The organism is Streptomyces sp. MUSC 14 (assembly GCF_001866675.1).
GTDB lineage: Bacteria > Actinomycetota > Actinomycetes > Streptomycetales > Streptomycetaceae > Streptomyces.
The window spans coordinates 130,122-148,445 of the sequence record NZ_MLYN01000019.1 but is presented as its reverse complement, the minus strand read 5'-3'; the positions used below and the strand labels follow the sequence as shown (position 1 = coordinate 148,445).

Here is an 18,324-nt window from a genome sequence, read left to right as displayed (position 1 = left end):
CGTGCTGTACGGCCTGCGCCCCGCAGGGCGACCGTGCCACTTTACGGTGTTCGTCCATCGCCGGTGCGGGCGCTCCCTCTCCGCTCGAGAGGTGCTCCAGCGTTCGCCCGGGCGACGTGCCCGCGCGGGCACTCAGACCTCGAAGACGCCGAGATCGCCCGCGGGGTTGCCCCGGTAGGGGGTGAGCGATGATGGAGGGGTTCCCTTCGCATCCGGAAAGGTCTCCCATGGCACCGCGCATCCTGCTGGCCCGGCACGGACAGACCGCATGGTCACTGTCCGGCAAACACACGGGCCGGACGGACGTACCGCTGCTGGAGGAGGGCCGGCGCGGCGCCAAGCTGCTCGGTGAGCGCCTGCACAGCGCCCCGCTGGACGGGCTGCCGGACGTGGAGGTGCGCACCAGCCCGCTGGTACGCGCGCGTGAGACGTGCGACCTGGCCGGCTTCGGCGACCGCGCCGCCGACTGGGACACGCTCATGGAGTGGGACTACGGCGCCTACGAGGGCCTGACCCCGGCCGAGATCCACGCCGGGCGGCCGGGCTGGCTGATCTGGCGGGACGGTGTGCCGCAGGGCGAGACCGTCGCGGAGGTCACCGCGCGCGCGGACGAGGTGGTCTCCTGGGCGCGCTCGGCCGACCGCGACGTCCTGATCTTCGCCCACGGCCACATCCTGCGCTCCATAGGCGCCCGCTGGCTGGGCCTTCCGCTGTCCTTCGGTGCCCGCCTCCGGCTGAGTCCGACGTCGCTGTCGGTCCTGGGCTGGGCGTACGGGGAGCCCGCCGTGCACAGCTGGAACGACGTGGGCCACCTGGCGCCCTGAGTCCGGCCGAGTCCGCTCAGACCCTTCCTGGCCTCGGTACGCAGGCGTGCCGGTCCAGGAACTCGGACACCCCGGACGCCCGCCGGTGCGGCAGCAGCACTCGTGCCGTACCCGCCAGCATGCTCTGGATCCGTGAGGACTGGACCTGGTCCAGCAGGGACAGCACCCGCATCCCGGCGGCGGCGGCCTCGTCCGGCCGTCCCTCACGCGCGAGATCGTCGGCCAGCTCGGCGGTGTAGAGCGCGATGTTCCGGCTGAAGTGAGGATCCTGCAACTCGGTCGCGCGGTACGCGTGCCGCGACGCGCGCCGCCAGTCGCCCAGCGTGGACCAGCACTGCGCCTCCAGCCCCTCCAGCTCGGCCTCGCCGTAGAAGCTCATCCACTCGGGGTCGCAGTCCGAGCGGCCGCGGATGAAGAGGGCCTGGGCCCGTACGAGGGCCTGTTCGCAGCCGGTGCGGTCGGCGAGCCCCGCCCAGCCGCCCGCCTCGCGCAGCGCCAGCAGGGACATCAGCCGGGCGGAGCCGAGCGGGCGGGCGGCTCGCTGGGCGGCCTGGGCCGCACGGACCGCCTCCCGGGGCCGGCCGGCGTCCCGTGCGAGGAACGCGGTGTTGCAGAAGGCGTGCGCCTCCAGCGCCGGATCTCCGGTCATCCGGGCCGTGGCCAAAGCCTCCGCGTAGTGCGAGCGGGCGTCCTCGAAGCGGCCCGAGTCATGGGCCAACCAGCCCACGGAGATGGCGAGTTCACCGGCGCCCGCGTGCAGTCGGTCGGCGGTCGTCTGCCGGGTCGCGCCGGCGTCCAGCAGTGCGTAGGCGGCGCGCAGCGGAGCCGCCGCGCGCCGGTAGAGGCCGTCCGCGCCGTGCCGGTCGTCGAGCAGCCGGATGCGGCGGACGGCCTCCTCCAGGGCGGTCGCCTCGGTCGTTCCGGCGCGCCCGGCGCGCCCGGCGCGCCCGGGGCGCCCGGGGCGCCTGACGGCGGCCGCGGCGTCCGGGGCGATTCCCAGCGGGGCCAGCGTGACGGCGGCCATCGTGGCGCCGCCGCCGGTCATGAATGCGCGACGCAGCACGTCGCTCTCCTCGTGGTTCAGGTGGTGGTTCTCGTGCGGCTCGCACGGGTCGTACAGCTCGTGCGGGTCGTACGGGTGGTGCGGGTCGTGCGGGTCGTGCCGGTCGTGCTGGTCCTGCGGGTCGTGCTCGTCGTGCGGGTCCTGTGTGTCATACGGCCCGGAGGCCGCCCCCGACTCACCGGGTCCGTCCGCGGCCGGGCGCGCCGCCCGCCCGCGCACGGACGAACGCGGCGCGAAGCCGAGGTCGGTGAGCGTGCGGCCGGGGAACATGTGCAGGAACACCCGCTCGTACGCGTAGTTCGGGCAGCGGATCTCACCCGCCTCGACCCTGCCGATGTACCGCGCGTCACAGCTCACCCGCTCACCGATCTCGCGCGCGGCGCGCCGTACGAGCGCCGCGAACTCGGCCGGTGAACGCCTGCCGCGCAACTGCCGGAAGGCGAGGTTGGGCCGTGGTGGCCGTTCGGACTGTGACGAGGTCACGGTTGACGACGCCATGGCCGGGTCCTCTCGTGCGAACCGTCGAACCGGGCATGAACGTACCTGCTGTGACGGACCCGCCACGCGGTGTTTGGCTACAAACCGGATATCTCATCCACGATCTGCCATGAAGTGCCATCCTTTGCGGCGCACTTGTGCCGTAGCCGTTGACGCCCTCGCGCGTTGGACGGGTTGGACCGCAACAGTGCTGTGTGGTGGAGGCCGGCATGGAGACCAGCCAGAGCAACGAACCGTGTACGCCGGCGCCGTCGGGCGCGGCCGGCGAGGCGGAGTGCGACCTCGTGACGGTGCCCGCCCGGCAGGGGCTGGAGGCGGTCGACATCCTGCGGCGCGGCTCCGGTGACGCGATGGGGCCCGTGCTCCACGACGGCGGCTGCGACACCCTCGGCTTCCTGGTCCCGGCCGGCACCGCGGCCGGCTGGGACGTGCCGGGCAGCACCTGCACCGGGACCGACGGGCGCGGCATGCGCCTGGCTCCCGAGCCGCCGGTGGAGGGCTCCGACTGGCTGCTGCCGCCCGGCGACGCCGACCTCGCCACCGACCCGGTGGTGCTGCGCGAGGCGCTCGGCGAGGCCGCCCGGCTGATCGAGGCGGCCGACAGCTGCCGGTGAGGCACCCGGCCCCGGCACCTGCGAAAATGGGCCGGTGGGCAGGTCGAGGAGTACGAGAGACACCGGGCACACCGGGCGGCGCAGACCGGCCGCCGCGCAGCCCGTGGTGGAGGCGGTCGACGGCGGGCTCGCCGAGCTGGTCCCGGACCCCGACCGCGGCCGGGCCTGGACGCTGCTGATCGACGGCGCCCCGCAGTCGCACGTCGACCTGGACGACCCGGCGTATCTCTCCTTCGAGTACCAGCGCCGCCTCGGCCATGTCATCGACCTCGTCGCCCCGCCCGGCAGGCCCGTGCAGGCGGTGCACCTCGGCGGCGGCGCGTTCACCCTCGCCCGGTACGTCGCCGCCACCCGGCCCCGCGCCACCCAGCAGGTCGTCGAGCGGGACGCGAGCCTGGTGCAACTGGTGCGCCGGGAACTGCCGCTGGACCAGGGCGCCCGGATCAGGGTCCGTTCGGCGGACGCGCGCGTGGGGCTCGGCAAAGTCCCCGACGGCTGGGCGGACTTGATCATCGCCGACGTGTTCAGCGGCGCCCGCACCCCCGCCCACCTCACCTCCACCGAGTTCCTGGACGAGGTCCGCCGGGCGCTCGGACCCACCGGGGTCTACGCCGCGAACCTCGCCGACGGCCCGCCGCTCGCGCATCTGCGCGGCCAGATCGCCACCGCCGCCGCGCGGTTCGCCGAAGTCGCGCTGATCGCCGACGCGGCCGTTCTGCGCGGCAAGCGCTTCGGCAACGCCGTCCTCGTGGCCTCCGACGCCCCGCTCCCGCTCGCCGAACTCACCCGGCGCGCCGCCTCCGACCCGCACCCCGGCCGCGTCGAACACGGCAAGCCGCTCACCGACTTCACCGGCGGGGCGGTACCCGTGACGGACGCGGCGGCCGTGGCCTCCCCGGCACCACCGCCGTCCGTCTTCCGCTGAGCGCCAAGCGCTCCGCCGGACGTGCCGCAGTGTGCCGTCGGCCATGTGCGGGTCCGTCGTGGCTGGTCGCGCCCACCCGGCGGAGCCGCGTGTCGATGGAGCCCCGCGCGCCTTCGGGGCGCCGCCGAACCGCACCGGACTTCGCCGGACCCGCTCAGTAGTTCCCGACCTCCACATGTGGCGGCCCGTCGTGCCAGGTGCAGAACACCGACACCCGGTCCGTGCCCCGGCTGAACTCCACCCGGATCCAGGTGTCCGTCTTCCACACCTGCATCGACCAGCCGGCCCCCGGCGTCGCCGAGACGAGCGTGGCGTCCGCCGCGCCCAGGTCGAACACCGCCCGGCCGCCGCCGGTGTCGTACGCCTTGACCTCGCCGGAGGCGGTCGCGGAGACGGCGGGGCCGGGGGTGCGGACCGGGGTCCGGGCAGGGGTCGGCGCCGGGCTCGGCGGGCGGGTACGCGTGGGGCCGGGGGAGGCGGACGGCGGCGGTGGGGGCGCGGGCGTCGGGGCCCGGTCCCGCGCGTCGGCCGCCGTGATCGGCAGGGCGCGCGGCGGGTCGTACGCCGTCCCCGCCATGACCGTGTGCACACCCCACCACGACAGCGTGGCCGCCGCTCCCGTCGCGAGCAGCCACGCCATCACCGGTACGAGTCCTTTGCGCATCGCGGGCCATACTGCCTCAGGACCCACACGGGTTGTCCACAGGGCTGGAGTTGTCCACAGGCCCGGACCGGGCCCCGCGGCATGGCGTACGGTGCGGCGCATGGCAAGTGTGCTCGTGGTCGAGGACGACCAGTTCGTACGCTCGGCGCTCATCCGGCATCTGACCGACGCCGCGCACACCGTGCGCAGTGTCGGTACGGCGCTGGAGGCGCTGCGCGAGGTCGCCCATCTCCGTTTCGACGTGGTCATCCTGGACCTCGGACTGCCGGACCTGGACGGCTCCGAGGCCCTGAAGATGCTGCGCGGCATCACGGACGTGCCGGTCATCATCGCCACCGCCCGGGACGACGAGACGGAGGTCGTCCGGCTGCTGAACGCCGGGGCGGACGACTATCTGACCAAGCCGTTCTCGGTCGACCACCTCTCCGCCCGGATCGCGGCCGTGCTGCGCCGCGCCCGCTCCGCCGGACCCGACGCCCCGCCCTCGCCGGTGCTCCGGGTCGGCGGGCTGAGCGTCGACCCGCTGCGCCGGCAGGCCGAGCTGGACGGCGTCCGTCTCGACCTCACCCGCCGGGAGTTCGACCTGCTCGCCTTCCTGGCCGGCCGGCCAGGAGTCGTCGTCCCGCGCAAGGAACTGCTCGCCGAGGTCTGGCAGCAGTCCTACGGCGACGACCAGACCATCGACGTCCATCTGTCCTGGTTGCGCCGGAAATTGGGGGAGACGGCCGCTCAACCCCGCTATCTGCACACCTTGCGGGGTGTCGGCGTGAAGATCGAACCGCCCGGCGCGGACGGGCCCGGCGGAGGGCCGGCGCGATGAGGTGGGCCCTGGTCAGGGTCTGCCTGGCGGTCACCACGATGGTCGTGGTCGCCTTCGCCGTCCCGCTCGGGCTGGTCGTCAGGGAGATGGCCCGCGACCGCGCGTTCTCGAACGCCGAGCGGGAGGCCGCCGCCGTCGCGCCCGCGCTGTCCATCACCACCGACCGGGACAAGCTGGAGCGAGTGGTGGCCTCGGCCGGCGCCGACTCCGGGATGGCCGTGCACCTGCCCGCCGCCGACGGCCGCTCCGCGCTCGACCTGGGCAGACAGCGTGCCGCCGACCGCGACATCGAGGCCGTCCGCCGCATGGGCCGGGCCTCGACCACGACCGTCTCCGGCGGCTCCACGCTGCTCCAGCCGGTGGCGCTCGGCTCCGGCACCATCGCGGTCGTCGAGGTCTACGTCCCCGAGTCCGAGGTGACCCACGGTGTCGGGACGGCCTGGGGGGTGCTCGCGGGCGTCGGCCTCGCGCTGATCGTCGGCTCGGTCGCCGTCGCCGACCGGCTCGGGGTGCGCATGGTGCGGCCCGCGCAGCGGCTGGTGCGCGGGGCGCACGAACTGGGCGAGGGCAGGCTGGGCTCCCGGGTGCCGGAGGACGGTCCGACCGAACTCAGACTCGCCGCCGTCGCGTTCAACTCCATGGCCGACCAGGTGGTCCAACTCCTCGCCAACGAGCGGGAACTGGCCGCCGACCTCTCCCACCGGCTGCGTACGCCCCTCACGGTGCTGCGGCTCAACGCGGCCTCCCTCGGTGCCGGTCCGGCCGCCGAGCAGACCCGGGCGGCCGTCGCCCAGCTGGAGCGCGAGGTCGACACCATCATCCGTACGGCCCGGGAAGCCAAGCCGCAGACGGCCATGGCCACGGCCGGGACCGGCGTCGGGTGCGACGCGGCCGCGGTGGTCCGTGAGCGGATGGAGTTCTGGTCCGCGCTCGCCGAGGACGAGGGGCGCACATGGCGGGTGGCCGGCGCCGACGCTCCGGTGCGCATACCCGTGGCCCGCGCCGACCTGGCCGCGGCGCTCGACGCCCTGCTCGGCAACGTCTTCCGGCACACCGCCGAGGGCACCGCCTTCGCGGTCGACGTGCACAACGCCGAGGACGCGGTGATCGTGCTGGTCTCGGACGCGGGCCCCGGCATATCCGACCCGGAGTCGGCCATGGCGCGGGGACGCGGCTCCGGGAGCGCCGGTTCGACCGGACTGGGCCTCGACATCGTGCGCCGGCTCGCCGAGTCCACGGGCGGGGACGTGCGCATCGGCTCCTCGGTGCTCGGCGGCACCGAGGTGCGGATCTGGTTCCAACTGGACGGACGGCGGCCGGCGCGGGGGCGGGTGCACCGGCGCCGCACACGCAAACCGGTCACGACTGGTCTCGACCATTAACCGTCGCCGATCCCTTCCTTAAGCGCACCATAAGGTCTTCAACCACCGTCCCGATCAAGCGGTTTGTCCGATTCCGGATCGCTAGCGTGCTGCCGCACCCCACCCCCGTGAACATCGAAGGCAGGCATGCGCATGAGCACGCACCGGCGCAGGATCAGTGGCAGGAACAAGGCGATCGGCGGCCTCGTCGCCGCGGCCGTCGTCGGCGGCGGCGCGGTCCTGCTCACCGGCACCGCGAACGCGGCGAGCGTGAACGCCGCGTACACGAAGACCAGCGACTGGTCGACCGGCTACACCGCCCAGTACGTCGTCACCAACAACAGCGGCGCGCAGGAGAAGACCTGGACGCTGGAGTTCGATCTCCCGGCGGGTGCCAGGCTCAGCTCGCTGTGGAACGGCGTGTCGAGCGTGAGCGGTTCGCACGTCACGGTGAAGCCGGCAAAGTGGGACACCGAGGGCCTCGCCCCGGGCAGGTCGGTGACCGTCGGCTTCGTGGTCGAGGGCGGCGGTGCCCCGACCGGCTGCCGTATCGACGACTCCCCGTGTTCGGCGGACAGCGGCCCCACCCCCGAACCCAGCGGCCGCCCCACCGGGACCCCGTCGCCGGCCCCGACCCCGACGGCCACCAGGACCTCCACCCCCACCCAGAGCGCGCCCTCGACCCCGACGCCGACCGCCTCCCGGACCACGGGCAGCGGCACCGCCGCCTCCGCCGGCTTCTCGCCGTACGTCGACACCTCCCTCTACCCGGCCTTCGACCTGGTCGGCGCGGCGAACGCTACCGGGGTGAAGAACTACAACCTGGCCTTCATCACCGACGGCGGCGGCTGCACCCCCAAGTGGGGCGGTGTGACCGACCTGACCAGCGACGCCGTCGCCCAGCAGATCGGCGCCCTGCGCGCCGAGGGCGGTGACGTCCGGGTCTCCTTCGGCGGTGCCTCCGGCTCAGAGCTGGCCACCACCTGTTCCTCCGCAGACGCGCTGGCGGCGGCGTACGGCAAGGCGATCGACGCCTTCAAGCTCACCAAGGTCGACTTCGACGTCGAGGGCGGCGCGCTGCCGAACACGGCGGCCAACACCCTGCGCGCCAAGGCGATAGCGAAGCTCCAGGCGCAGCACCCGGGCCTGGACGTCTCCTTCACTCTGCCGGTGATGCCCGAGGGCCTCACCCAGGACGGCGTGAACCTGCTGTCCAACGCCAAGTCCAACGGCGCGAGGATCAGCACCGTCAACATCATGGCGATGGACTACGGCGCCTCCTACAGCGGCGACATGGGCGACTACGCCCAGCAGGCCGCCACCGCCACCCAGGCCCAGATCAAGGGAGTCCTCGGACTGTCGGACGCCGCCGCCTGGAAGGCCGTCGCCGTCACCCCGATGATCGGCGTCAACGACGTCTCCGCCGAGACCTTCAAGGTCGACGACGCCACCCAGTTGGTGAACTTCGCCAAGTCCAAGGGCCTCGGCGGCCTGTCGATGTGGTCCGCGGCCCGCGACAAGCAGTGCCCCGGCGGCGCGAAGAACTCCGCCGACCCCACGTGCAGCTCGATCGTCCAGTCCCCGTTCGCCTTCTCGAAGGCCTTCGGCGCCCTCGGCTGACCCGCGACGACAGACGTCCGACACCAGGGGCGCGGCGAATCCGGGGGGATCGCCGCGCCCTTCCGGCTGCGTCAGGCCGCTGATCCCGCCGCCGGCAGCGCCCCCGTCCGTGCCACCTCGCCGTACCAGCGGGCGCTCGACTTCGGGGTGCGCTCCAGCGTCGCGTAGTCCACGTACACCGCGCCGAACCGCTTGCCGTAGCCGTACGCCCACTCGAAGTTGTCCATCAGGGACCACAGGTAGTAGCCGCGCACGTCGGCGCCGTCGGTGATCGCCCGGCGCACGGCCGACAGGTGGGCGTGGAGGTAGGCGATGCGCTCGGGGTCGTGGACGCGGCCCTCGGGGTCCGGCTTGTCGTCGTAGGCCGCGCCGTTCTCGGTGATGTAGAGCGGCAGGCCCGGGGCCTCGTGCGCATAGCGCGTGATCAGGTCGTACAGGCCCGTCGGGTCGATGGTCCAGCCCATCTCCGTGCGCTCGCCCGGCGTCTGGTGGAACAGCACGTCGTCGGCGCCCGGCCAGGGGGAGTGGTCGCTCGCGCCGTGGCCGTCCGCCCGCGGGCCCGTGAGCGCGCCGGACGTGGCCGAGACCAGCGCCGGGGTGTAGTAGTTCAGGCCCAGCGCGTCCAGTTTCGCGCCCGCCGTGCGCACATCGCCGTCGAGGACGTACGACCAGTCGGTGACCGACGCCGTCGCCGCGAACAGCGACTCGGGGTAGGCGCCGTGCAGCATCGGGCCGTGGAAGATCCCGTTGGCCAGGTCGTCGATCCGGCGGGCCGCCGCCAGGTCGGCCGGGTCCTGCGAACGCGGCCGGACCACCGAGGAGTTGAGGCTGACCGCGATCCGGTTGCGGGCCGGCATCACCGAGCGCAGCGCCGAAGCCGCCAGCCCGTGCGCCAGGTTGAGGTGATGGGCGGCGCGCAGCGAGGCCTCCGGGTCGGTACGGCCGGGCGCGTGCACCCCGGAGCCGTAGCCCAGGAAGGCGCTGCACCAGGGCTCGTTGAGGGTGGTCCACAGTTCCACCCGGTCGCCCAGCGCCTCGCCGACCAGCCGCGCGTACTCGGCGAAGCGCAGCGCGGTCTCCCGCTCCGGCCAGCCGCCCGCGTCCTCCAGCTCCTGCGGCAGGTCCCAGTGGTAGAGGGTGAGCGACGGCTTGATGCCGTGCGCCAGCAGCTCGTCCACCAGCCGGCGGTAGAAGTCGAGGCCCCGCTGCACCGCCGGGCCCCGGCCGGTCGGCTGCACCCGGGGCCAGGAGACCGAGAAGCGGTAGGCGGTCAGGCCCAGTTCCGCCATCAGCGCCACGTCGTCGCGGTAGCGGTGGTAGTGGTCGACCGCGATGTCACCGGTCTCGCCGCCGGCGGTCCGGCCCGGCGTATGGCTGAAGGTGTCCCAGATCGAGGGGGTACGGCCGTCCTCCCGCACCGCCCCCTCGATCTGGTACGCCGAGGTCGCCGCGCCCCACAGGAAGGCGGGCGGGAACGTCACGGAGGAGATGGAGGGGGCGGAGGGGACGGTGGAGACGGACTCAGACATGGAAGCGCTCCCATAAGAGGTCGTAGGAGACCGGAGAAGTAAGAAGTGGAAGGAGAGCCGGGGGCCGGGCGGCGGTGACCCGGCCCCCTTCGGCTGGTGGGCGCGCTCAGCCCTTGACCGCGCCCTGCATGATCCCGCCCACGATCTGCTTGCCGAAGACCGCGAACACCAGCAGCAGCGGCAGCGTGCCGAGCAGCGCGCCCGCCATGATCAGGGACTGGTCGGGGGTGTAGCCGCGGCCCAGCGCCGAGACCGCGACCTGCACGGTCGGATTGCCGTTCTGGGTGAGGACCAGGAACGGCCACAGGAAGTCGTTCCAGGCCTGGACGAACATCAGCATCCCCAGCACCGCCATCGCCGGCCGGGCCGCCGGGAACACGATGTGCCACACCACCCGCCAGCTGCTCGCGCCGTCCACCCGGGCGGCCTCGATCAGCTCGTCCGGCAGCGCCTGCATCAGGTACTGCCGCATGAAGAACACCCCGAACGCGCTCACCAACGACGGCAGGATCACGGCCTGCAGCTGGTCGGTCCAGTCGAGCTTGGCGACCATCATGTACAGCGGGATGATGCTCAGCTGGGGCGGCACCATCATCGTGCCGATCACGATCAGCATCAGGGCACCCCGGCCCTTGAACCGCAGCTTGGCGAAGGCGAATCCGGCGATCGTGGAGAGGAACACGATGGTCGCCGCCGAAACGCCCGCCACGAACGTGGTGTTGAGGAACGCCTTGCCCAGATCGGCGTCGTTCCAGGCGACGTTCAGGTTGTGGGCCAGGTTCGAGCCGAACCAGAACGGCGGCGGCGTCTGCGCCAGCCGGTTGTTGTCACGGGACGCGGCGATCGCCGTCCACACCAGCGGGAACAGCGAGCCGAGCGAGAACAGGATCAGCACCGCGTAGGCGAGCGGGCCCGCGTGCAGCGTCCCGCCGGCCCGCGCGGCCTTCGGTCGCGGAGAGCGCCCGGTCCGCCGGGGTTCCTTCGCGGTCAGGGTCGTCGTCACGGCCGTACTCCTAACTACTCTCGCGCAGGCGGCGCGAGATGACGTAGTTGACGATCCCGATCACGATGAGGATCAGGAACATCGTCCAGGCGATCGCGGAGGCGCGGCCCAGGTGCTGGTTCACCCAGCCCTGCTCGTACAGGTACAGGCCGAGCGTCTGGAACTGGTGCTCGCCGCCGCCGGAGGCGCCCTTGTTGGCGTCGAACATCAGCGGCTCGCCGAAGAGCTGGGAGGCCCCGATGGTCGACACGACACAGGTGAACAGGATCGTCGGGCGCAGCTGCGGCAAAGTCACATGGAAGAACTGCTGCCAGCGGTTCGCGCCGTCCAGTGCCGCCGACTCGTACAGGTCCTGCGGGACGGCCTGCATCGCCGCCAGGTAGATCAGCGCGTTGTAGCCGGTCCAGCGCCAGACGACGATCGAGGAGACCGCGATCTGCGAGGGCCACTTGTCGTTCTGCCAGTCGACGTGACCGACGCCGACGAAGTGCAGCGCCCAGTTGATCATGCCGTAGTCGCGGCCGAAGAGCAGCACGAAGACCAGCGAGGCGGCGGCGATCGACGTCGCGTACGGCGCCAGCATCACGACGCGGAAGAACGTCGACGCGCGCAGCCTGTAGTTGAGGATGTGGGCGAGCCCCATCGCCATCGCCAGCTGCGGGACGGTCGAGATGATCCCGATGGTCAGGGTGTTCTTCGCCGCGTTCCAGAAGAAGTCGTCGTCGAAGATCCGGGTGTAGTTGTGCAGCCCCGCCCACTGCATGTCGGTCGGCGCGGTCAGCTCCACCGTGTGCAGCGAGGCCCAGCCCGTGTAGATCAGCGGGAAGAGGCCGAACGCCACGAAGAGGAGGAAGAAGGGGGAGACGAAGGCGTACGGGCTCCAGCGGATGTCGCGCTGCCAGCGCCGGGACAGCCGCGCCCGCCGCCGCTCGTCCGTGCCGAGGGCGCCGGAGGGCGCACCAGAGCGGGCCGGGGCCGCGCCCCCCTCCTTCGCGGGGGGCGCGGCGGTGTCGTGCCGGGTGGCCATGCCGGTCACTTCTCCAGGTTGTTGTCGATGGTCTTGACGGCCGTGTTCCACGCGTCCGCGGCGGACTTGCCCTGCGTGACCAGGAAGACGCCGTTGTCCGTCAGGCCCTGCTGGATGATCTGGTCCTTCGGGCCGATCGGCTGGTTCGGGATGGACTTGGCGGCCTGCGCGAAGATCGCGCCGATCGGGGCGTCCCCGGTCATCTGGTTCTTCGCGCCGGTGACCTGGGACATGGTGTACGCGGGCGGCGCGCTCGGGAAGCTGCCCTGGACGGCGAAGAGCTTGGCCTGCTGGGCGGGCGCGGTCAGCCAGGCGACGAACTTCTCGGCCTCGGTGACGTGCTTGCCGGACTTGGGCACGGCCAGGAAGGTGCCGCCCCAGTTGCCGGCCTGCGGCGCCTGGGCCACGTCCCACTGTCCGGCGGTGTCCGCCTTCGACTTGCCCTTGATGTAGCCGAGCATCCACGGCGGGCAGGCCACGGAGGCGAACCTGCTGTTGGAGATCAGCTGGTCCCAGCCCGGCTGGAACTGCGTCTGCGACTGCAGCAGTCCGTCCTTGGCGGCCTTGGCCGTCAGGTCGAAGGCGCTCTTGACGGCCGGGTTCGTCTTGTAGACGACCTTGCCGGAGGAGTCGTAGAACTTCTGGCTCGCGCTGCTGAGGATCGCGTTGAGCAGACCGCCGGGGGAGTCCATGAAGGTGGTGCCCTTGGGGGCCTTCTTCTGGTACTGCTCGCCGGTGGAGACGAGCTTGCTCCAGTCGCCGGCCCACAGCTTGGACACCTGGTCGCGGTCGGTGGGCAGGCCGGCCGCCTTGAACATGTCCTTGCGGTAGCAGATCGCCATCGGGCCGATGTCGGTGCCGAGGCCGACCGTCCCGCCGTCCTTGGTGGTGGCCTGCTGCCACTTCCAGTCCAGCCAGTTGCTCTTGGCCACGCCCGCGACCTTGGACAGGTCCTCCAGCTTGGCCGCCTGGGTCTGTACGACCTCGGCGATGTTGCCGACTTCGACGGCCTGGACGTCCTGCAGGCCGCTGTCGGTGGTGAGGTGGTTGACCAGGGCCGGGTAGTAGTTCTCGTTCTTCTCGATCACGTTCTCCTGGATCGAGATGCCGGGGTGGAGCTTCTCGTACTCGGTGTAGAGCCCGGCCTCCTTGAAGCCCATGGTGCCGAACAGGCCCAGGGTGATCGTGGTCCTGCCCTTGCCGCCGCCACCGCCCGAGGTGTCCGACGAACCGCCGCTGTCCTTGGCGCAGCCGGCCAGCAGTCCCGTGGTCAGCGCGGCCACGGCCGCGAGGGCCCCCAGCCTGCGGGACCGGCGGATGCTCGTGCGCATTGCGTCCTCCTGTTGCCTGACGTGCCGACCCCCCGGCCAACTGCACTGTTGGGCCCGTCTGTTGCTCGCTGCGGCTCGGGCGGGGAACGTGCGGGACGTGTATGTGTCAGGTGGTGTGGGAGCGCTCCCACACGTGATGGGTTGAAGAGTCGTCGCTCGGGAGCGGGGTGTCAAGGGAGCGGACACGCGGGAGTGCCTTCGGTTATCGGAGCGTTAGGGGGTGTCGTTCGGATCATGCTGACGGCAGCTCCCAGGGGTGGCTGCCGCGGTGAAGGGTGCCTGTTACATTCGGCCAGCACAGACGATGCTGCGGAAAGGCGGAGCCCATGGCAAGCCACGGAGCGCGGGGCCGGAGCGGTGGGCGGCCCACGCTCGAGGAGGTCGCCGCGCGGGCCGGGGTCGGCCGGGGCACGGTCTCGCGGGTGATCAACGGCTCGCCCCGGGTCAGCGACGCCACCCGCGCCGCTGTCGAGGCGGCCGTCGCCGAACTGGGTTACGTCCCCAACACCGCGGCCCGCGCCCTCGCGGCCAACCGCACCGACGCGATCGCCCTCGTCGTCCCCGAGCCCGAGACCCGCTTCTTCGCCGAGCCCTACTTCTCGGACATGCTGCGCGGTGTCGGCGCCGAACTCGCCGACAGCGAGATGCAGTTGCTGCTGACCTTCGCGGGCAACGACCGGGGGCGCCAGCGCCTCGCCCAGTACCTCGCGGCGCACCGCGTGGACGGCGTCCTGCTGGTCTCGGTGCACGCCGACGACCCGCTGCCCGACCTGCTGGCCCAGTTGGAGATCCCGGCCGTGATCAGCGGCCCGCGCTCGGCCGCCGAGGCGCTCACCTCGGTGGACTCCGACAACTACGGCGGTGCCCGCTCGGCCGTCGAGCACCTGCTGGCGCGGGGGCGCACCGAGATCGCCCACATCACCGGCCGCCTCGACGTCTACGGCGCCCAGCGCCGCGTCGACGGCTACCGCGACGCCCTGGGCGACGCGGGCCGCAGGCCGGACGAACTCCTCGTCGAGCCGGGGGACTTCACGGAGGAGGGCGGGCGGCGGGCCATGTCCGCCCTGCTGGCGCGGTGCCCCGGTCTGGACGCGGTCTTCGCCGGCTCGGACGTGACGGCGGCGGGCGCCCGCCAGGTGCTGCGCGAGGCGGGCCGCCGTATCCCGGACGACGTGGCGCTGATCGGCTACGACGACTCCGCCATCGCCCGCCACATGGACCCGCCGCTGACCAGTGTCCGCCAGCCCATCGAGGAGATGGGCCGCGCCATGATCGACCTGCTGCTCGCCGAGATCGCCGACCGACGCCCGGCCGCCTCCCGGGGGCTGGAGCGGCGGCACGCGGTGCTGCCGACGGAGCTGGTGGTGCGGGCGTCGTCGTAGCGTGCCCCCGTGCCCCCGTGCCCCCGTGCTCAGAAGCGGCCCCAGGCCACGAACGCGGCCAGGGCGACGTAGACCAGGTCCACCGCCACCAGGGGGTACTCGTGCCGTCGGACGCGGGTGAGCGCGGCACCGGTCATCAGCAGCACCAGCCCGAGGGCGGCCAGCGGTACCAGCACCGGCGCGATGCCGAGCGCGGCGGGCAGGACCAGGCCCACCGCGGCCAGGACCTCCAGGACCCCGATGGCCTTCACACTGCCGGCGCCGAAGTCCTCGACCCAGCGGCCGGCGGCCCCGGCGGCGGAGATCCTCTCCTTCGGGGTGATCACCTTGTAGCCGCCGCCCGCCAGGTAGGCGGCGGCCAGCAGTCCGGCGACGATCCACAGGGCGACGTTCATGGTTCTCTCCTCGCGGGGTGGTTGCGTGTGCTGTGCTGTCGCCCCTCTGAGACAGGACACCCGGGCACGCTGTGAAGGAGAGAGATGTGATGTGCGTCTCCGCGGAGGCGTCCGCAGGCACGGACGCGTACGGATACCGGCCGCTGCTGTTCTCCGTCGCCTACGGCATGACCGGCTCCGTGGGCGACGCCGAGGACCTCGTGCAGGACGCCTTCCTCGGGCTGACCCGGGCACGCCGGGCGGGCACCGTGATCACCGACCTGAAGGCGTACCTGACCACGGCGGTGACCCGGCTCGCCATCAACCATCTGAAATCGGCGCGGGTACGACGCGAGACCTACGTCGGCGACTGGCTGCCCGAGCCGGTCGTGGTCGCCGCCGACGGCTCCGGCCCGGCCGAGCACGCCGAGCTGTGCGACGCGCTGTCGATGGCGTTCCTCGTGCTGCTGGAGGTCCTCTCGCCGGTGGAGCGCGCGGTGTTCGTGCTGCGCGAGGTCTTCGGGCACGGCTACCCGGAGGTGGCGCGGATCACCGGCAAGTCCGAGGCGAACTGCCGGCAGATCCTCGCCCGCGCCAGGAAGCGCGTCGCCCCCGGGACGCGGCCGGCCGGCCCCGCGCCGCTCCCGGTGCGGCGGGCGGAGGGCGCGCGGCTGGCCGAGCGATTCTTCGCGGCCGCCGCGGGCGGCGACCTGGGCGCCCTGCTCGGCATGCTCGCTCCTGACGCGGTGTTCCAGGGCGACGGCGGCGGCAAGGCGCAGGCGCTCGCGGCGTCGGTGACCGGGCCGCGGCGGATCGGCCGGCTGCTCGTCGGCGGCTTCCGCCGGGTCCGGGCACTCGGCGCCATCCTCGAACCGGCCTGGGTCAACGGCCGTCCGGGAGGGGTTACGTACGACGCCGAGGGCCGCGTGGCCAGTGTGGTCGTGCTCGACATCGCCGACGGCGCGGTCCGGGCGGTCCACGCCGTGTCCAACCCCGACAAGCTCGCTCACCTCGGACCGGTGTCCGGCATCGGACTGCTGCCGGGACGGTGACCCGCCGGGTTCAGACCGCGTAGCGGCCGGGTGCGAAGAGGCGGAGGTTGCCGCGGATCCAGTCCGAGGTGCGGCGCAGGCCCTCGTCGAGGGAGACCTCCGGCTTCCACGAAGCCCAGGTGCGGGCCCGGGAGTTGTCCGACAGCAGGCGGTGCACCTCGCTGCCGGCCGGGCGCAGCCGCGCCTCGTCCACGACGATCTCCGCGTCCCGCCCGGAGACGGCGATCAGCTTGCGCGCCAGGTCACCGATGGCGATCTCCTCGCCGGTGCCGAGGTTGACGACGTCACCGAGCGCCCGGTCGCTCTGCGCGACGGCGAGGAAGCCGCGCGCGGTGTCGGTGACGTAGGTGAAGTCACGGGTCGGGGTCAGCGAGCCGAGGCGTATCTCCCGTGCCCCGGCGTGCAGTTGGGCGAGGATGGTGGGGATCACGGCGCGGGCGGACTGGCGCGGGCCGTAGGTGTTGAAGGGCCGTACGACGGTCACGGGCAGGTCGAAGGCGTGGTGGTGGGAGAGGACCATCATGTCGGCGCCGATCTTCGAGGCCGAGTACGGCGACTGCGGCTGGAGCGGGTGGTCCTCGCCGATCGGGACGGTCAGCGCGGTGCCGTAGACCTCGCTGGTGGAGGTGTGCACCAGGCGGCGCACCCCGTGGCGGCGGCAGGCCTCGGCGATGTTCTCGGTGCCGGTGACGTTGACCGCGACGTAGGCGCCCGGGGAGTCGTAGCTGTAGGGGATGCCGATGAGGGCGGCCAGGTGGAAGACGGTGTCGCAGCCGGCCACGGCGTCCATCACCCGGCCCGGATCGCGCACGTCCCCCGCGATCAGCTCCACCTGCGGGTGGTCCTGCAGCCGGGCGAGGTTGCCCTTCTCGGCGTACGGCTTGTAGTGGACGAGGGCGCGGACGGTGGCGCCCTGCCGGACGAGCAGGTCGACCAGCGTGGAGCCGATGAAGCCCTCGGCTCCGGTGACGAGGACGGTACGGCCGTGGAAGAAGTCGGTCGTGGGGTGGGCGGTCGCGTTCATGGCGGTCCTTTCTCGGAGTACGTCAGAGCGTGGGGGAGACGGGGGCGGGCAGCGGGCGACCCGCGAGCCGGAGCACCTTGCGGGCCAGCCGGTCGGCCGCGTCCCGGTGCAGTGCGCCGACGCCGGCCGCGGCCGAGGCGCGGGACATGGCGTCCAGCCGGCGCGGGTCGTCGAGCAGGGGGCCGGCGAGGGCGTCGAGGGAGGCGGCCGTGGTCGCCTCGTCCCGCAGCAGTACCCCCGCGCCGATCCCGGTGAGGGTGCGGGCGTTGTGCGTCTGGTGGTCACCGGGGGCGTGCGGGTACGGCACGAGGACGGCGGGCAGGCCGATGGTGGCCAGCTCGGCGACGGTCGCCGAGCCCGCCCGGCACACCAGCAGGTCGGCGGCGGCGTACGTGCGGTCGATGCGGTCCAGATAGGCCACGGCCTCGGCGACCCGGTCGGCCCCGGTGGCGTGCAGCCGGGCGCGGGCCTCCTCCAGGGCCGCGGGCCCGGTCTTGATCAGCAGCCGTACGTCGGTGCGCTCCCGCCAGCGCTCGGCGAGCCCGAGGGCCGCCTCGGTGAGCCGGGCCGCGCCCAGGCTGCCGCCGTTGACGAGGAGCAGCCGGGTCCGCCCGCCGATGCCCAGTTCCCGGCGGGCGCCCTCGCGCGCGCCGGCCCGGTCGAGGGCGGCCAGCGGACCGGACAGCGGCATGCCGACCAGCTCGGGCCGGCCGGACGCGGGCAGCCGGTCGGCGCCGGCCTCGAAGGCGAGCGCGATGTGCGGGGTGAGCCGGGCGGCGAAGGCGTTGGCCCGGCCGGGCACCGCGTTGGACTCGTGGATGACGCTCGGCAGCGAGGCGAGGCGGGCGCCGAGGACGACCGGGGCGCTCGGGTAGCCGCCCATGCCGACGGCGACCTGCGCGCCCTGCTCCCGCAGGATGGCCCGGCACTGCCCGGCCGACTTCAGCAGCGCGGCGGGCAGGGTGAAGCGCTTCGCGCCGAGGGAGCGGTCGAAGGGGATCATGTCGACCGTGTGCAGCCGGTACCCGGCCTCCGGGATGAGCCGGGTCTCCAGGCCGCGCTCGGTGCCGACGAAGGAGATCACCGCGTCGGGCGCCCGGCGGCGCAGCGCGTCGGCCAGTGCGAGCCCGGGATAGATGTGGCCGCCGGTGCCCCCGGCACCGATCACGACGGAGAGCGGAGTGTCCATGCCCGGCACGCTCGCGAGCTGTTC

At 72.9% G+C, this 18,324-nt stretch carries 17 protein-coding genes; 8 read left to right on the top strand and 9 right to left on the bottom strand.

Annotated features, from left to right (window positions below):
• The first annotated feature begins 227 nt into the window (after positions 1 to 227).
• A complete protein-coding gene (locus BIV25_RS11695) occupies positions 228 to 824 on the top strand; it encodes a histidine phosphatase family protein (RefSeq protein WP_071372172.1) in 597 nt (198 codons plus the stop codon).
• A gap of 16 nt (positions 825 to 840) precedes the next feature.
• On the opposite strand, the gene BIV25_RS11690 is transcribed toward BIV25_RS11695, so the two are convergent.
• Entirely contained in the window at positions 841 to 2,385 is a 1,545-nt protein-coding gene (locus tag BIV25_RS11690) for a hypothetical protein (RefSeq protein ID WP_107486070.1), read from the bottom strand.
• Between the two features lie 209 nt (positions 2,386 to 2,594).
• Here BIV25_RS11690 and BIV25_RS11685 point away from each other — a divergent pair, with 209 nt between their 5' ends.
• Together BIV25_RS11685 and BIV25_RS11680 are read left to right on the top strand one after the other, a co-directional pair.
• On the top strand, positions 2,595 to 2,999 hold the full coding sequence (locus tag BIV25_RS11685; RefSeq protein WP_071372171.1) for a hypothetical protein: 405 nt from the start codon (positions 2,595 to 2,597) through the stop codon (positions 2,997 to 2,999).
• Between the two features lie 34 nt (positions 3,000 to 3,033).
• On the top strand, positions 3,034 to 3,924 hold the full coding sequence (locus BIV25_RS11680; protein WP_071372170.1) for a spermidine synthase: 891 nt from the start codon (positions 3,034 to 3,036) through the stop codon (positions 3,922 to 3,924).
• Between the two features lie 154 nt (positions 3,925 to 4,078).
• Here BIV25_RS11680 and BIV25_RS11675 read toward each other — a convergent pair whose 3' ends face one another.
• Complete coding sequence (locus BIV25_RS11675) at positions 4,079 to 4,588, bottom strand: hypothetical protein (RefSeq protein WP_071372169.1); 510 nt, start codon at positions 4,586 to 4,588, stop codon at positions 4,079 to 4,081.
• 100 nt (positions 4,589 to 4,688) lie between these two features.
• Between BIV25_RS11675 and BIV25_RS11670 the strand changes: the two genes are divergently transcribed.
• From BIV25_RS11670 to BIV25_RS11660, 3 genes are all read left to right on the top strand, one after another.
• Positions 4,689 to 5,408, top strand: a complete 720-nt coding sequence (locus BIV25_RS11670) for a response regulator transcription factor (protein ID WP_071372168.1) — start codon at positions 4,689 to 4,691, stop codon at positions 5,406 to 5,408.
• Complete coding sequence (locus BIV25_RS11665; protein WP_071372167.1) at positions 5,405 to 6,790, top strand: HAMP domain-containing sensor histidine kinase; 1,386 nt, start codon at positions 5,405 to 5,407, stop codon at positions 6,788 to 6,790. Before BIV25_RS11670 ends, BIV25_RS11665 begins: the two co-directional genes overlap by 4 nt.
• A gap of 132 nt (positions 6,791 to 6,922) precedes the next feature.
• Positions 6,923 to 8,389, top strand: a complete 1,467-nt coding sequence (locus BIV25_RS11660; RefSeq protein ID WP_071372305.1) for a cellulose binding domain-containing protein — start codon at positions 6,923 to 6,925, stop codon at positions 8,387 to 8,389.
• Positions 8,390 to 8,460: 71 nt separating this feature from the next.
• Here BIV25_RS11660 and BIV25_RS11655 read toward each other — a convergent pair whose 3' ends face one another.
• The 4 genes from BIV25_RS11655 to BIV25_RS11640 all read right to left on the bottom strand — a co-directional run bounded on the left by BIV25_RS11655 (position 8,461) and on the right by BIV25_RS11640 (position 13,279).
• Positions 8,461 to 9,918, bottom strand: a complete 1,458-nt coding sequence (locus BIV25_RS11655) for a GH1 family beta-glucosidase (protein WP_071372166.1) — start codon at positions 9,916 to 9,918, stop codon at positions 8,461 to 8,463.
• Between the two features lie 106 nt (positions 9,919 to 10,024).
• Complete coding sequence (locus tag BIV25_RS11650) at positions 10,025 to 10,921, bottom strand: carbohydrate ABC transporter permease (RefSeq protein WP_071372165.1); 897 nt, start codon at positions 10,919 to 10,921, stop codon at positions 10,025 to 10,027.
• 10 nt (positions 10,922 to 10,931) lie between these two features.
• Positions 10,932 to 11,948, bottom strand: coding sequence for a carbohydrate ABC transporter permease (locus BIV25_RS11645; RefSeq protein ID WP_071372304.1), 1,017 nt, complete (start codon positions 11,946 to 11,948; stop codon positions 10,932 to 10,934).
• 5 nt (positions 11,949 to 11,953) lie between these two features.
• Entirely contained in the window at positions 11,954 to 13,279 is a 1,326-nt protein-coding gene (locus tag BIV25_RS11640; protein ID WP_071372164.1) for an extracellular solute-binding protein, read from the bottom strand.
• Between the two features lie 326 nt (positions 13,280 to 13,605).
• Between BIV25_RS11640 and BIV25_RS11635 the strand changes: the two genes are divergently transcribed.
• Positions 13,606 to 14,661, top strand: a complete 1,056-nt coding sequence (locus BIV25_RS11635) for a LacI family DNA-binding transcriptional regulator (protein WP_071372163.1) — start codon at positions 13,606 to 13,608, stop codon at positions 14,659 to 14,661.
• Between the two features lie 29 nt (positions 14,662 to 14,690).
• Here the strand turns inward: BIV25_RS11635 and BIV25_RS11630 are convergent, their stop codons facing one another.
• Positions 14,691 to 15,056 carry a DoxX family protein gene (locus BIV25_RS11630; RefSeq protein ID WP_071372162.1) on the bottom strand — a complete coding sequence of 122 codons (366 nt, stop codon included), beginning with the start codon at positions 15,054 to 15,056 and terminating at the stop codon, positions 14,691 to 14,693.
• A gap of 89 nt (positions 15,057 to 15,145) precedes the next feature.
• Here BIV25_RS11630 and sigJ point away from each other — a divergent pair, with 89 nt between their 5' ends.
• Positions 15,146 to 16,087, top strand: coding sequence for an RNA polymerase sigma factor SigJ (gene sigJ, locus BIV25_RS11625; protein ID WP_071372161.1), 942 nt, complete (start codon positions 15,146 to 15,148; stop codon positions 16,085 to 16,087).
• A gap of 10 nt (positions 16,088 to 16,097) precedes the next feature.
• Here sigJ and BIV25_RS11620 read toward each other — a convergent pair whose 3' ends face one another.
• Entirely contained in the window at positions 16,098 to 17,111 is a 1,014-nt protein-coding gene (locus tag BIV25_RS11620) for an SDR family NAD(P)-dependent oxidoreductase (protein WP_071372160.1), read from the bottom strand.
• A 22-nt stretch (positions 17,112 to 17,133) separates the two neighbouring features.
• Positions 17,134 to 18,300, bottom strand: coding sequence for a glycosyltransferase (locus BIV25_RS11615; RefSeq protein WP_071372159.1), 1,167 nt, complete (start codon positions 18,298 to 18,300; stop codon positions 17,134 to 17,136).
• Between the last annotated feature and the right edge of the window lie 24 nt (positions 18,301 to 18,324).

Coding starts and splice junctions, on each gene's coding strand:
- BIV25_RS11675 (WP_071372169.1), bottom strand. CDS start 4,588: ATGCGCAAAGGACTCGTACCGGTGATGGCGTGGCTGCTCGCGACGGGA.
- BIV25_RS11620 (WP_071372160.1), bottom strand. CDS start 17,111: ATGAACGCGACCGCCCACCCCACGACCGACTTCTTCCACGGCCGTACC.
- BIV25_RS11615 (WP_071372159.1), bottom strand. CDS start 18,300: ATGGACACTCCGCTCTCCGTCGTGATCGGTGCCGGGGGCACCGGCGGC.
- BIV25_RS11665 (WP_071372167.1), top strand. CDS start 5,405: ATGAGGTGGGCCCTGGTCAGGGTCTGCCTGGCGGTCACCACGATGGTC.
- BIV25_RS11695 (WP_071372172.1), top strand. CDS start 228: ATGGCACCGCGCATCCTGCTGGCCCGGCACGGACAGACCGCATGGTCA.
- sigJ (WP_071372161.1), top strand. CDS start 15,146: ATGTGCGTCTCCGCGGAGGCGTCCGCAGGCACGGACGCGTACGGATAC.
- BIV25_RS11630 (WP_071372162.1), bottom strand. CDS start 15,056: ATGAACGTCGCCCTGTGGATCGTCGCCGGACTGCTGGCCGCCGCCTAC.
- BIV25_RS11690 (WP_107486070.1), bottom strand. CDS start 2,385: ATGGCGTCGTCAACCGTGACCTCGTCACAGTCCGAACGGCCACCACGG.
- BIV25_RS11670 (WP_071372168.1), top strand. CDS start 4,689: ATGGCAAGTGTGCTCGTGGTCGAGGACGACCAGTTCGTACGCTCGGCG.
- BIV25_RS11635 (WP_071372163.1), top strand. CDS start 13,606: ATGGCAAGCCACGGAGCGCGGGGCCGGAGCGGTGGGCGGCCCACGCTC.
- BIV25_RS11660 (WP_071372305.1), top strand. CDS start 6,923: ATGAGCACGCACCGGCGCAGGATCAGTGGCAGGAACAAGGCGATCGGC.
- BIV25_RS11685 (WP_071372171.1), top strand. CDS start 2,595: ATGGAGACCAGCCAGAGCAACGAACCGTGTACGCCGGCGCCGTCGGGC.
- BIV25_RS11655 (WP_071372166.1), bottom strand. CDS start 9,918: ATGTCTGAGTCCGTCTCCACCGTCCCCTCCGCCCCCTCCATCTCCTCC.
- BIV25_RS11645 (WP_071372304.1), bottom strand. CDS start 11,948: ATGGCCACCCGGCACGACACCGCCGCGCCCCCCGCGAAGGAGGGGGGC.
- BIV25_RS11640 (WP_071372164.1), bottom strand. CDS start 13,279: ATGCGCACGAGCATCCGCCGGTCCCGCAGGCTGGGGGCCCTCGCGGCC.